Source organism: Enterococcus malodoratus ATCC 43197 (genome assembly GCF_000407185.1).
Taxonomy (GTDB): domain Bacteria; phylum Bacillota; class Bacilli; order Lactobacillales; family Enterococcaceae; genus Enterococcus_A; species Enterococcus_A malodoratus.
In genome coordinates this window covers 359,840-372,666 of sequence record NZ_KE136481.1, presented here as the reverse complement: position 1 = coordinate 372,666, position 12,827 = coordinate 359,840, and the positions used below count along the sequence as shown (strand labels likewise).

At 39.3% G+C, this 12,827-nt stretch carries 15 protein-coding genes; 11 read left to right on the top strand and 4 right to left on the bottom strand.

Features of this window, described 5'->3' with window-relative positions:
* Window positions 1-222 precede the first annotated feature (222 nt).
* Window positions 223-1,542, bottom strand: a complete 1,320-nt coding sequence (locus tag I585_RS01780; RefSeq protein ID WP_010739320.1) for an IS1380 family transposase — start codon at window positions 1,540-1,542, stop codon at window positions 223-225.
* A 644-nt stretch (window positions 1,543-2,186) separates the two neighbouring features.
* Between I585_RS01780 and I585_RS01775 the strand changes: the two genes are divergently transcribed.
* Together I585_RS01775 and I585_RS01770 are read left to right on the top strand one after the other, a co-directional pair.
* The gene (locus I585_RS01775; RefSeq protein ID WP_010739319.1) at window positions 2,187-2,387 is read left to right on the top strand and encodes a cold-shock protein; all 201 of its coding nucleotides are present in this window, start codon (window positions 2,187-2,189) and stop codon (window positions 2,385-2,387) included.
* Between the two features lie 98 nt (window positions 2,388-2,485).
* Window positions 2,486-2,719 (top strand): hypothetical protein, encoded by a 234-nt coding sequence (locus I585_RS01770; protein WP_010739318.1) that lies wholly within the window; start codon window positions 2,486-2,488, stop codon window positions 2,717-2,719.
* Window positions 2,720-2,939: 220 nt separating this feature from the next.
* Here the strand turns inward: I585_RS01770 and I585_RS01765 are convergent, their stop codons facing one another.
* Window positions 2,940-4,283, bottom strand: a complete 1,344-nt coding sequence (locus tag I585_RS01765; RefSeq protein WP_010739317.1) for a DUF1576 domain-containing protein — start codon at window positions 4,281-4,283, stop codon at window positions 2,940-2,942.
* A gap of 14 nt (window positions 4,284-4,297) precedes the next feature.
* Window positions 4,298-5,062: a DeoR/GlpR family DNA-binding transcription regulator gene (locus tag I585_RS01760; protein WP_010739316.1), complete on the bottom strand. Its 765-nt coding sequence runs from the start codon at window positions 5,060-5,062 to the stop codon at window positions 4,298-4,300.
* Window positions 5,063-5,307: 245 nt separating this feature from the next.
* Here I585_RS01760 and I585_RS01755 point away from each other — a divergent pair, with 245 nt between their 5' ends.
* From I585_RS01755 to I585_RS01745, 3 genes are read left to right on the top strand one after another with little or no spacing between them, the layout of a single operon-like run.
* Window positions 5,308-5,814 carry a MarR family winged helix-turn-helix transcriptional regulator gene (locus tag I585_RS01755; RefSeq protein WP_010739315.1) on the top strand — a complete coding sequence of 169 codons (507 nt, stop codon included), beginning with the start codon at window positions 5,308-5,310 and terminating at the stop codon, window positions 5,812-5,814.
* A 1-nt stretch (window position 5,815) separates the two neighbouring features.
* The gene (locus tag I585_RS01750; RefSeq protein WP_010739314.1) at window positions 5,816-6,322 is read left to right on the top strand and encodes a flavodoxin domain-containing protein; all 507 of its coding nucleotides are present in this window, start codon (window positions 5,816-5,818) and stop codon (window positions 6,320-6,322) included.
* Between the two features lie 21 nt (window positions 6,323-6,343).
* Entirely contained in the window at window positions 6,344-6,727 is a 384-nt protein-coding gene (locus I585_RS01745; protein ID WP_010739313.1) for an FMN-binding protein, read from the top strand.
* 299 nt (window positions 6,728-7,026) lie between these two features.
* Here I585_RS01745 and I585_RS01740 read toward each other — a convergent pair whose 3' ends face one another.
* Window positions 7,027-7,734: a GntR family transcriptional regulator gene (locus I585_RS01740; protein WP_010739312.1), complete on the bottom strand. Its 708-nt coding sequence runs from the start codon at window positions 7,732-7,734 to the stop codon at window positions 7,027-7,029.
* A gap of 169 nt (window positions 7,735-7,903) precedes the next feature.
* Between I585_RS01740 and I585_RS01735 the strand changes: the two genes are divergently transcribed.
* From I585_RS01735 to I585_RS01710, 6 genes are all read left to right on the top strand, one after another.
* A complete protein-coding gene (locus tag I585_RS01735) occupies window positions 7,904-8,887 on the top strand; it encodes a hypothetical protein (protein ID WP_010739311.1) in 984 nt (327 codons plus the stop codon).
* 271 nt (window positions 8,888-9,158) lie between these two features.
* Window positions 9,159-9,578 carry a PTS sugar transporter subunit IIA gene (locus I585_RS01730; protein WP_010739310.1) on the top strand — a complete coding sequence of 140 codons (420 nt, stop codon included), beginning with the start codon at window positions 9,159-9,161 and terminating at the stop codon, window positions 9,576-9,578.
* The gene (locus tag I585_RS01725) at window positions 9,575-10,045 is read left to right on the top strand and encodes a PTS sugar transporter subunit IIB (protein ID WP_010739309.1); all 471 of its coding nucleotides are present in this window, start codon (window positions 9,575-9,577) and stop codon (window positions 10,043-10,045) included. Before I585_RS01730 ends, I585_RS01725 begins: the two co-directional genes overlap by 4 nt.
* A 14-nt stretch (window positions 10,046-10,059) precedes the next feature.
* Window positions 10,060-10,845 carry a PTS mannose/fructose/sorbose/N-acetylgalactosamine transporter subunit IIC gene (locus I585_RS01720; protein ID WP_010739308.1) on the top strand — a complete coding sequence of 262 codons (786 nt, stop codon included), beginning with the start codon at window positions 10,060-10,062 and terminating at the stop codon, window positions 10,843-10,845.
* 14 nt (window positions 10,846-10,859) lie between these two features.
* On the top strand, window positions 10,860-11,675 hold the full coding sequence (locus I585_RS01715; protein WP_010739307.1) for a PTS system mannose/fructose/sorbose family transporter subunit IID: 816 nt from the start codon (window positions 10,860-10,862) through the stop codon (window positions 11,673-11,675).
* A gap of 92 nt (window positions 11,676-11,767) precedes the next feature.
* On the top strand, window positions 11,768-12,745 hold the full coding sequence (locus tag I585_RS01710) for an SIS domain-containing protein (RefSeq protein ID WP_010739306.1): 978 nt from the start codon (window positions 11,768-11,770) through the stop codon (window positions 12,743-12,745).
* The last annotated feature ends 82 nt before the right edge of the window (window positions 12,746-12,827 follow it).

Below are 12,827 nucleotides of genomic sequence, written 5' to 3'. Positions count from 1 at the left end.
ATTTAAAAATGAAATTTAAACCTGAATAATTCATAGATCTAATTTTTTTGGGAAAATAACGTTTATACATCGATTTGAGTTGAATTTTCTTTTTTCAACCGGTTTGTACTTGCGAAAACAGATTTCCTTTTGTTTTTTTAACGAAGATAGGGAATCTGGAGCTGTTTTTGGGCGCACGAATCCCTTAGTGATTCCATGTCTTTTTAAAAGCTGATTGCTATTTTACACTTGCCAACTGAGTTGCTGGATTTTGTCCAGTAACTGATAAAACAAGTCTTGATAGACATGGGAGGAGCTCATCCGTAAAAGCAATCTACGGCCACTGCGGACTAATTTACCCGCGACCTTGAACAGGCGGAGCCGCAATGTGTCGACTTGGAATGTCGCTTCCTTTTCAGGTAGACATATGGTCTTCATGAAGTTGACCAGGTTGTAAGCCAACAGGCTTACCATCATCCGTGCATGATTTTCCAAGAAGCTTGAGCTATCCGTCTTGTCGAAATAGAACCCATTTTTTGCTTCCTTGATGAAGTTCTCCATGGTGCCGCGTTTATGGTAAATCTGGAAGATGGTTTTCGCGGATAGTTCCTCGTGAAAATTAGTGACCACGTACTCGTGACTGAACACCAGCTGATTCGATTCCCGAGTCGATTTGATACAGATTCGACGTTTTTGGGACCAGCTATTGGCTTGATAGAACGCGGAATAGTAGTGGACTTCCCTTTCCTCCCAGGGATGGTCGTCCCCAACCAGGACAAAGGTTTCCGCTAGTTTTTCCACGACTTTATTTGATTTCAGGCGGATGACATAGAAACTTTCGTTGGATTCACACGTATCATAGACCTCGGGCGTCGCAAAGCCGCTGTCTCCCCGGACCAAAATATCAGTGCAGGGAAGGACTTGACGGTAATGTGTGAGCATCGGTGCCAGAAAATCTTTTACACCTTTTGACGTATACACATTTCCAGAACGAAGTTCTGCTTTCAGAAAGTCTCCCGTAAGGCCATCGAAGGCTACCAACGGATGATAGCCCTGTGTGCCGTAATGGGCATTGTGCTCAGTCTTTTCTTGATTCCCGAACGTATCCGAATGTGTGGAATCTAAATCGATGATCATTTGGGTATTGTTCCGTTCCATGCGGACCTTGTCCAGCATGGCTTGGTTCAGTTCCTGGAACTGTGCAATGTTCTCCTCGCTGATCCGGTCCCAGAAGCGGGATAGCGAGGCCTGGGAGGCGATGGCTTCCTTATCCAAAACCAACCGAAAAATGGGATCTTCCTTCAAGAGATTGGCGGATGAATCTGCGGAATATCCGGCAATCAACTGGAAGAGCAGCTGTTCGAGCAGGGAGATGTTGTCATGAGTCCAATAAATACGGTCCTCATTGAAGTGGAGGAATTGCTTCGCGAACGAATAAAATCCAAGCGAATTCATGAATTCCTTCACCAAGATGAGACCGGCATCTGACGAAAGATTACCACCGGTGTTTGACACCACCATTTTAGAGTTGAATTTTACGTGTTTTTCCTGTAATGTAGCCATTGAGAGAACCCCTTTCTTGGTTTAGTTTAGACACTTTAACCATAGCAGATTGGGGTTCTTTTTGTACACCCAAAGGGTGCGGTAAAAGAAAAGAAGAACCGTGCGTTAATAAGCTTTTAATAGAGTTTCAGAAATTCTATGAATTATTCAGGTTAAAATAAGTAGGTTTAAACTGACCATATCTTAGAAAATAATCAAGAACTTGAGAATGACAACGAGTCGAACTTTGTCTGCAGTCGATAGATACTCATTTTTTATTGTGAAGAAAAGATGCTATAAAGATTAAAATTTTTAAACTAGTTTTATTTATGGAAGTAATAATGAGGCGAAATGTTCGTGTTTAGCAGCTCAACCATAGAATAAGGTTAAGCACCCGCGAACGAAGCTAGCTTTGGTAAACGATGGCTTTATTAAATAGGTATCAATTCAATAGGGTGGGATAGAATGAAAACTTAATATTTCATTCTGCAAATAACAAAATGTTCATGTTTTATTTGCATTCGCTGTACAGACATGTTATGATATTCAAGTAATACTTTGATATGTGTCTAGTTGTTTGACTTTATGTTCGATATACTTTTTCAATACACATCATTTTTTTATTACAAATAAGCACATATGATGTGTAATTGGAGGTACTATACATGAGTAATGGTACAGTTAAATGGTTTAATGCAGATAAAGGTTTCGGTTTCATCACTGGAGAAGATGGCAATGATGTTTTTGCACATTTTTCAGCTATCCAAGGTGACGGATTCAAAACTTTAGACGAAGGTCAAGCTGTGACTTTCGATGTTGAAGAAGGCCAACGTGGCTTACAAGCAACTAACATTCAAAAAGCGTAAAGCTATTGAATTAAAAGATTATTAAGAAGATCGGAAACGATCTTCTTTTTTTTATACTGAACTTTGCTGCAGTTGCGTTTAAAGGAGGATCCGTTATAATGGCGAGTACTTATGGCTTCAAATCTCCAAAATTATCAATTTTAGGTGAGCGTTTTTCGATAGGTCAAGAAGTTATGTTTGAATATCAAAAAGAGATGCATTTGGGAATGATAAAAAATAAGTTGAGTAATTCTGTAGTTGTTAAAATAGTGAAGAGTGAGACGGAGACCTTAATCGACTTTATAACGGTTATTAGATACACCGACCTAATAGAACCCCAAACAGAATTCTAATTACGGAATTTATCGTTAGAATACAACAATAACCTAGTAGCAAAGACGACTTTTTAATAGTCGTTTTTTTATTGAGAAAGTGAATATCATTTCAGAAAGATAATAATTCGTTTGATCTTGAAATTAAGTGCTTAGCGGCACTATATGATTTTCCTTTTCTTCTATAATACAAAAGACCTATTCATGATATTTATCGTGAATAGGTCTTTTGCTTCATTTTTTATGACTGATCATCTTTGATAGTCGTAATTTTGAAAATGAAAGAATGAGCAACTTCTTGGAATTTTAAAATCAGTTGTTTTTCAAAATGAATAATGCGAATGTGGATGCTTTGGAAAGAATTTCTAATTTTACTGTTTTTGTAAAATTGTATTCGAATGAAGTCCATTAATAAAACGGTAATTCCACCTGCAAAGCCGCAATTGTACAAATTAATACCAGCTGTTAGATATTGTGTATTTCGAGTAATTAAGGAAAATAGACTTCCCGAAAGAGTTCCTGTCACCAGCCCATATTTTCGCGTCATAGGAGAAAGGGTACTGGCAAAGAGGATAATAACGATATTATTAGTAGTTGCCGCATCTTGATAGAGAAATAGAGCAGTCAGAAAAACTCCTATTGCCGGAAAAAAGAAATAACGAAATTTAAAATTATACATACTAAAACCTGCAAAGGTCAGAATGGCACCAACTAAAATACCGCTTAAGGGAACCTTCAGAAAGAGCGTAAAGACAACTGCTAAATAACCATATAGTGAAAAACGAGCGATTTTCTTTAAATCTAATAGCAGATGCTTCGAATAGGTTGGATTTCTTTTATAAAATGAAAGAAAGACGAGTAACGGGACAGTGAATAAAGTTACTAAGAAAAGCAGCAAAGCGTGATGATGCTCAAAGGAGAGGGCATGAGGTACGATTTTTATCACTAAAATATTTCTTGTAGTCAAATTTCCTATAATGCCGATAAAACCAGCAGAAAATCCCATGTTGTAGAGATTCAATTCTTTAGTGTGTACTTTTAAAAATTCAAAGATTGGTAAAATCGCATAGCCGATGACTAAACCAGCAAATAATGCGACGAGCTTGTTTGAAAGAAAAAAATGATCAGGAGCACAATAAATTGTACTAACAATGGGGGAGAGACAGGTACTCAGAAGTCCCATTACCAATAGTTCTTGTTTTCCTGAATGATGGATTCGAAGATAAAGCAGACAGCCCAGAATGATTGGTGCGGAGTTCACGATATTTTTGCCAAAAAAAGAAAAACCTGAGAGCATCATGATAACTGAAACAGTCAACGAACAAAAATGATGTTTATGTTTCCGCAAAAGAAAAAGGCTGCTCAGCGTTAGCAGTCCGCTGTTCAAAAAAGCTGGACCAACGCCTGCAATGTGGACATAATCCGTAATTAAATTACTAGGTGAACTGATGATCCGCTGCATACCCGTAATTAGTTTGTGCGGGCTGGCCAGAAAAAAAGCAGCGAATGTAATGCTTAATCCATATGAAATCAAAAAAATAAAAATGATATTTGTAGAAAGTAATGCTTGTTTTGTTTTCCCCAAAGAATCACACTCCTCTAAGTGACTTGAACGACTTTTACCCCTATATTTTGGATATCATTTAAAAGTTCTTCTGAACTAAATTGATCGGTAATCAAATAATCAAATGCTGAAATGTCGGACATTTTAAATTTAGAAGTTACGCCAACTTTTCGATGGTCTGCGACTAAGACTTTGCATTTTGTGGTCCGCTTGACCATCAATGTATTGATCGTTGCTTCATTGATTGTTTTTGTAGTAACTCCATTTTCTAAATCAATCCCACTGCAGCCGACAACACATACATCGGCATTAATCCCAGACAAAGTTTGAACTGCCACATCACCAACTAATGCTTCTTTTGGGTAGCGCATTTCTCCACCCGTCAAAATATAATTATGATGGGCGTTTTGTGGAGAGTAATTAATTTTTAGATTGTTTGTAATGACCGTTAAATGGTCGAGGTGCAAATAATCAATTACTTTTAAAGCCGTTGAACTAGAGTTAATAAAGAGTGTATCGTTATTATGAATGTGTTTACTCGCTTCCTTGGCAAGGAGTTGCTTCATTCGAACAGGTCCCGAATGATCATTCTCAGGTTTATTATCATAATTAAATATGCAATAGCCAAATTTTCGAATGATATCGTTTTTTTCCTCTAGTAGATGCAAATCACGACGAATCGTACTAATAGAAACATCCAAATTATCAGCTAGCTCTAGAGTAGTCATATGTTCATTCTTTTCTAAAATATCCAAAATATCTTTATGACGTTTATCGATATTGATGATCGAATTCTTCAACTAAATCCCTCCGTTTTGATCCTTTAAAAAGTTGAAAAGATCAGGAAAACGCTTTATATGGATTTATTATACATTTTTATTAGATATTTTAATATATAAAATCTTAAAAAAATCAAAAAATCATTAAAAAGGGCTTCCATACGACTGATTTAAGAATAAGACTAAAGGACTATAGAAGATAAGATCAAATGATTGTACAATATAGGTAACAAGTTACGTATTGTAATGAGACAGGAGTGATTCTTATGACTATCGAAGATTTGACCGAAGCGTTTAAAACGGGTCGTGATAAGCAACAACGAGCGATTTTTGCCAGTTTATTTATTTTAGGCAATCGTTTACAGACCTCGTTTGACAAAGTAGACCCTCTGATCACGATGAAGCAGTTTATGGTAATGATCATGATCAAACAGGCACCAGAAAAGGTATTGGATCTAACAACCTGTGGCGAATTGTTGGGCAGCTCGAGGCAAAATGCGAAGAAGCTGGCAGCGGCATTGGAAAGCAAAGGTCTTATCAGTATTTCTCGAAACAGTGATGATCGAAGAAAAACGGATCTTTCCTTAACATTCAAAGGAGAAGAGTATTTTCAAACAGTTGCACCATTACATAACCAAGCATTACATGCAATTTTTGAAAATTATTCAGATGAAGAATTGGAGCTGTTTTTTTCTATTTTTATGAAATTATATGACGGTGCGGAAAAGCTGGAAGCAATGGAAAATAAGTTAGATAAACCAAGGAGGAAATAGAATGACAACGATCGTGATCTACGCAACGAAAAAAGGTAGTTCGGAAATTTATGCTAGAGAATTCGCAAATTCGCGGCACTATCCAATATTAGAGCAGGCTCAAGTTACTTCAAAGGAGCTAATAACGGCGAGAAATATCTATTATTTTGGCAGTGTTTACGCTGGAAAAGTTCTAGGGTTGGAGGAGTGGAAGAAAAAAATTGATGATAAGAAAGAAATGACAATAGTTTCTGTTGGTTTATCGTCAAAAAACGATCAGGAGAAACTAGCTGAGATACAAAAGGGGATTAGTGAGGATTTTCCTGAAGCAGCGACTGTTCATTTAAGAGGCCGATTAGTAAAAGAACAGATGAAACTGCCGGAGAAATTGATCGTGAAAATGATCTCCATGGCTAGTAAAAAGAAAATAGAGCAGGAGAAATTTGATATCGAAAAAGCCATCGAACAAGTTGTAGACGTGAGTTGTGTGGATTTTATCGATTTAGCTGAATTAGATAGGATTATTTAAAAAGAGAAGGGATTGAAGAATATGGGGAAACGAACGATAATTATTTTGATTGTTGTAGTAGCACTGGTGGTCTGTATAAAGCTCGGGACAGGCATTTTAACAAAGCGGACGTTGAAAAAAGTGAGGGTCAACGAGCTCGACATTTCTAAAGTAGCCGATGGCGAGTATATAGGTTTTGCACAGATCAAACCAGTCTCGGCCAGGGTACAAGTGAGTGTGGAGAAAGGTAAAATATCCGCGATTCAAATCAAAGATCATATGACTGGTTTAGGCAAGAACGGTGAGAAGATCGTGAACAGAATTATCGATAAACAAAGTTTGGAGGTGGACGCTATCAGCGGGGCGACGCAGAGCAGTATAACGATCCTGAAAGCTGTTGAAGATGCGCTAGTTTCCGGAAATTAAATTTTCTTTTCTTGTTATAGCAGTGTTGTAAATGGCTGCTTTTTTATGGGTTGTTGCATTTTTTTGGAACTCGCTGCGGACGCTTTATAATATTGCCATTTTGCTGATTTTGACTTAGTTATGGAGCCAAGGTATTGAAGCTGTCTGATGAGTACAGTTTTTATTAGCCAGTATTCTAGCTTACATCGGAATCAGTTATTTCGATAGTCAACGCTGGCAATGGCGTATGATGATTTAACAAAAAAAGGGTCTATTCCAGTCATTGGAAATAGGCCCTCTTTTTTTATGTTCGTCACTTTTTATAAATAATAGTTGAACAAATCTGGTAAATCAACTCTCACCAACTCCTCGGAGGCAAGGACCAGCTGATTTTTTGAATCATACACAGTACCTCTGTGGTGGATCACCGATAGTCCGCTTTGCACATTAAACAGCTTAGCCTGTTCCTCGGTCAATTCGCTGATGGATACTTGATTCATTCCCTTATATTTTGGTTCAACGGCAAAACGATTAAGTACCTGATACAGTGATCCGGTTAAGTCTTCCTCAAACAAGAAGGTAAAATGCATTGGGAAAAAGTTATTCTCCAGCATAATTGGTACACCGTTGATTTTACGAAGACGCTGGACTGATAGAACCGTCTCAGAATTGAAAAGATTACTAAATTCTGCGGGAACGGGAAGCTCCTGTAAGGAAAGGACATCCGAGGTCAGCTTTTTTCCTTGCTCCAAGCAAAGTTGAGTCAGGGATAAACTTTGCTGCTGCGCTTGTTGGCGATTTTTTACAAAGGTTCCTTTTCCTTGGAGACGAGTCAAATAGCCTTCCTCTACCAGTTCATCAATCGCTTTGCGAACCGTAATTCGACTTACATTGAACCGCTTTTGAAATTGCGCTTCTGAAAGCAATTTATCACCGGGAGTCAATTCCTTCTGGTGGATCTGCTGGAGAATCGTTTCTTTTATCTGTAAATAAAGAGGCTTGTTCTCATCATTAACCTTTTGAATCATCTTCACACCGCCTTTTCTTCATTATAATCAAAAAGAATTGATAGTTCAACTATAGTACAAGTTCAGCTATATGTATTGAACTTGTATTGACATTGAACCGAACATGTATTAAACTCGTATTATTGAAAGGTAATTACTTAAGGCGATTAAAAGAAAGCGAGGAAGCACGATGGAACTAAGAGAAATTATTGAAGCAATTAACGAAGAGAAGCAAAAGGTCGGAGGAATCGAGAATGTCGTTTGGTTGGCGGCGGGAGGCAGCTATGGCGGCTTTTATCCCGGACATTATTTTTTGGATCAGGAAGCGAAGAAGCTTCGGTCTAAAAATATTACCAGCAATGAATTTGTTCAGGCACCGCCTGCTTTTGTGGGAGAGAATACTGTCGCTGTGGTTTGTTCTATGCGAGGGACACCGGAAACGATTGAAGCAGCGAAGGTCGTTAAGAAACTAGGGGCGGCGACTATTGCGTTATACGTCGATGAATCGGAATTAACAGAGGTTTGTGATTTCAAATTTGTTTACGATTCTGTCGCGGTGGACAGCAGCGATTTTTCTAAAACGAATGCCGCTTATGGATTGAAAATCGCGATGCTTCTTTTGGATGTTGTTGAAGGGTATGAACATGTGTCTGTCGCGTTACAAAGCTTCGAAGGAGTTGATAGTGCCTATCGACAGGCTGTAACGGATATTCGAACCAAGGCGATCAAATGGGCACTGCAAAATCGTGAGTCGAAGTCCATTCATGTCTTGGGGAGCGGGGCGACATTTGGCGCAGCCTATATCTTCTCAATCTGCAACATCATGGAGATGCTGCAGATTGATTCACCAACAGTTAACTGCTGTGATTTCTTCCATGGGCCGTTTGAGGTAATCAATGAGGAAACCTCTGTTTTCTTGCTTGTGGGTGAGGGCGGCAGCCGTTCGAACGATGAGCGCGCGGCGCGCTTTTTACAGGAATTTGGCGGTAAAAATGTCTTTCTGTTAGACGCTCAGGATCTGGGACTGAATAAATTCGATTCCAAGGTCAGTGAGCATTTCAATCATTTGATTTTCTCTCCGATTTTGAACAATGTCTTTATGCGAGAGCTGGCCTACCAGATCAAAAAAGACTACATGACTCGCACTTATATGTGGAAAGCGCAATACAATTAGAACAGGCTTTCACCCAGTGGATAAAAAACCGCTGGGTGATTTTTTTTGCAACAAATCCGCATGCTATTATATAGAAGAAAGGAGTCTTTTTTTCGGCATTCTCTTCTTCATCTATACGTCAACACTCTTTCCGCACATTACCTTCACCACTATCCAGAGTGTTGGAAGCATTTGATAAACCCTTGTCAGAACTGGTTTTGACGGCTGTAACTAAAGTTGGCACGGTAGTTGCTTAATATAAAAGTGAGAACAGTTATAAGGAGGATAGGGAATGAACAAGATTATTTTAGCAAGCCATGGAGAGTTTTCGCAGGGATTGAAGCAGACTGTATCAATGATTATTGGCGATGAAGGAAATATTTTTGCTCTCTCGGCATTTCGTGATGAGGATGAACCAATCAAAAATCAAGTAGAACGTCTATTAGAAACGACCGGCTATGAGGATGTCTACATTTTGACCGATATTTTTGGTGGCAGCGTCAATAACGATTTGTTAACGATTCAGCAAAAGCATCCAGAGCTGCACTTATTTGCAGGAATGAATTTGCCGTTGGTGATCTCGATCGCGACGCAGACCGGAAGAATTGATTCTGATCAATTGGCAAATATCCTCGAGGACAGCCGTCGAGGAATGATTGACTGTAAACAGCTATTAGCAGAAAAAATAAATATTGGAGGGGACGATTTATGATTAAACTAGTCCGCATTGATTACCGTTTATTGCATGGACAAGTGGTTTTTTCTTGGACCAAGTCACAGGGGATCAATCGCATTATCGTGATCAATAAAGAGGCAGCCACAGATGAATTTAAGAAGATGTCGCTGAACTTAGCCAAACCCACTGGTGTGAAGCTGAATATTTTTACAGTAGACGAAGCGTTATCAAAAATGGCGAAGGTTGAAACATTAAAGGAAAATATCATGCTGATCTTTGGGAATACGAAAGAAACATTGGCGTTTTGCAAGGCGTACCCAAAGATTAAGGAAATTAATTATGGCGGAATACCTAAAACGAATGACGGTAAACAATTCGGCAGCGCCATTTTTCTAAACGAGGAGGAGCAGGGAGAAGCCAATCAGTTGAAGGAAATGGGGATAAAACAATACATGCAGCAGATACCAACCTCTAAATCAGAGGATTTAAATAAATTAATTTAAAAGGAGGGCTTTAAATGTTGGTTCAATCAATAGTTTTAGGATTGATTGGTGTATTCGTCATGCTGGACTCCCGAATTCTGGGCCGACTGAACTTCGAGCGGCCGTTGATCGTTGGGACACTCGTAGGTTTGGCATTGGGAGACTTGGAGAAAGGGCTGCTTGTCGGAGCATCGATCGAGTTGATCTCTTTGGGGGTCGTTCAGGTTGGAGCCGCCGTACCTGCAGATATGACATTAGGAGCAGTTATCGCAACAGCTTTTGCAATTTTATCCGGTTCAAATGCAGAGACGGCTTTGACAATCGCGATACCGATCGCCATTTTAGGACAGCTCTTAGGAATTTTGATGCGGACCGTTTTAGCCAGTTTAACACACCGAGCCGATTCGTTGATTGAGGAAGGGAAGTTCAAACGGGTACAGCACATTCACATTGTCTGGGGGACGATCTTGTATTCATTGATGTATTTTGTTCCTATTTTTCTAGCGATTTATTTTGGAACGGATTTGGTTAAATCGATCGTTGACGCAATTCCTGAATGGATTACTGATGGGTTGAGTCTAGCAAGTAAGCTGCTGCCAGCGTACGGGTTTGCTTTGCTGCTGCAAACAATGCTGTCTAAAAAAATGATGCCGTTTCTAGTTTTAGGTTTCTTGATCACTGCTTATTCAGGCTTAGGAATTACAGGAGTGGCATTATTTGCTGGTATCGTGGCCTTTGTCATGTATCAGATCGAAGCAAATAAATCTGGTGGAAGCGGCGGCGGATCGGCAGAAGAACCTGATGCATTGGATGATCTATAAGAGGAGGGAATAAAATGGCAAAAGAAAAAGATCAAAATGGTCGGAAGTATTGGCAATTTTTCTGGCGCTCATGGGCGATACAGGATTCTTGGAATTATGAGCGTGCGATGAATATGGGTTTCTTATACGGAATCGCTCCAACTCTAGATCGTATCTATAAAGATCCTAAAGATGAAACGTTGAAAAAAGAAGCTTATCAGCGGCATATGCTGTATTACAACTGCACACCGCAAACGAGCGCGTTTGTATTGGGCTTAGCTGCTTCAATGGAAGAACAATATTACGGGGATCAAGAAGGCTTTAATCCAGATACGATCAACTCGGTGAAAACCTCATTGATGGGACCTTTATCCGGTATCGGAGACTCCTTTTTTCAAGGAACCGTTCGAGTTTTAGCCTTTGGTTTAGGAATCAACTTAGCACAACAAGGGAGTATTTTAGGTCCAATCCTAGCGATGATCATTTCCTTCGTCCCATCGTTTCTTGTGACGTATTATGGCGGGAAATTTGGATACAATATGGGGAATAAATATTTGACTAGATTATATGAGGGCGGGTTGATGGACCGAGTGATGTACGTCTGCTCGATTATCGGTTTGATGGTTATCGGTGCAATGATCGCCAGCATGATCGGAATCACGACGCCGATCGAATTCGGTAAGACATTTGTGCTGCAGGATGTTTTAGACAATATTATGCCGCAGATGCTGCCGTTTGCATTAACAATGTTTATGTACTGGCTGCTGCAAAAGAAAGTAAATACAAGCATCATGCTCTTGATCTGTATCGTCGGCGGCTTGATTTTGAGTGCATTAGGAATATTTGTTTAACTTTGGTAGTTGAAACAGAGCTGTGATGAAAAGCAAGACATCATAGGATCGTTTCTCTAAATAAAAAAGAAAACTGAGGAGGAATTCAGAAAATGAATTCAACGATGGAAGCAAAAGACATTATCAAAGAGATTGTAGGAAAGCATGAAGTGAAACATGTTGTCTTCGTCGGCTGTGGCGCATCAAAAGCAGATTTGTATCCAGCAAAATACTTTTTAGACCAAAATGCGAAGCAATTACGCATCAGCCACTACACAGCCAACGAATTCAACTTTGCGACACCAACTTCGGTCGATGAGAACACCGTGGTGATCTCGGCTTCACTTGGAGGTGCAACTCCAGAAACAGTGGAAGCCAATGCCGTTGCCAAAGATAAAGGTGCTACAGTAATTAGTTTAACACGAATGATTGATGCACCGCTAACAAAAGATGCAGATTATGTTATTTATCATCGCTTTGCTGAAAACTATGCCGCAAAACTTGAAAAAACCGGTTATTGCTTATTATTGGCCGTAGAATTATTAAATCAAGTCGAAGGCTATGAACACTATGAAAAAATGCTGAATGGCTTTTCAAAAATCTATGATTTGGCACAAGAAAGCGCGGAATCCGCTCGAAAAGCAGCGAAACAATTCGCAGACCGCTTCAAAAATGAGAAAGTTATTTATATCATGAGCAGCGGCGCGACACATGAAGTGGCTTATTCTTCTTCTGTTTGTCTAATGATGGAAATGCAGTGGATCAACTCTGGTACTTTCCACGCGGGAGAATTTTTCCATGGTCCTTTTGAAATTGTTGATAAGGACGTACCGTTTATCCTGTTAATGAATGATGGAAAAACACGAGCCATCGATTCTCGCGCTTTGGCCTTCTTGGACCGCTTCGATGCGAAAACAGAAGTTGTTGATGCGTTGGATTATGGCTTGTCCGCTCATATTGAAAAAGAAGTTTTGGATTACTTTAATCCATTTGTAATCACTGCTGTATTCAGAGTATATGCAGAAGAACTTTCTTACGCAAGAGAACATCCGTTGACCAAACGTCGTTATATGTGGAAGCTTTCTTACTAGTCGCAAAAATACTTTGCGAAAAAACTGAGATTCTATGTCTCGGTTTTTTCGCATTATTAAAAAATCTGATCCTTCCGATAAA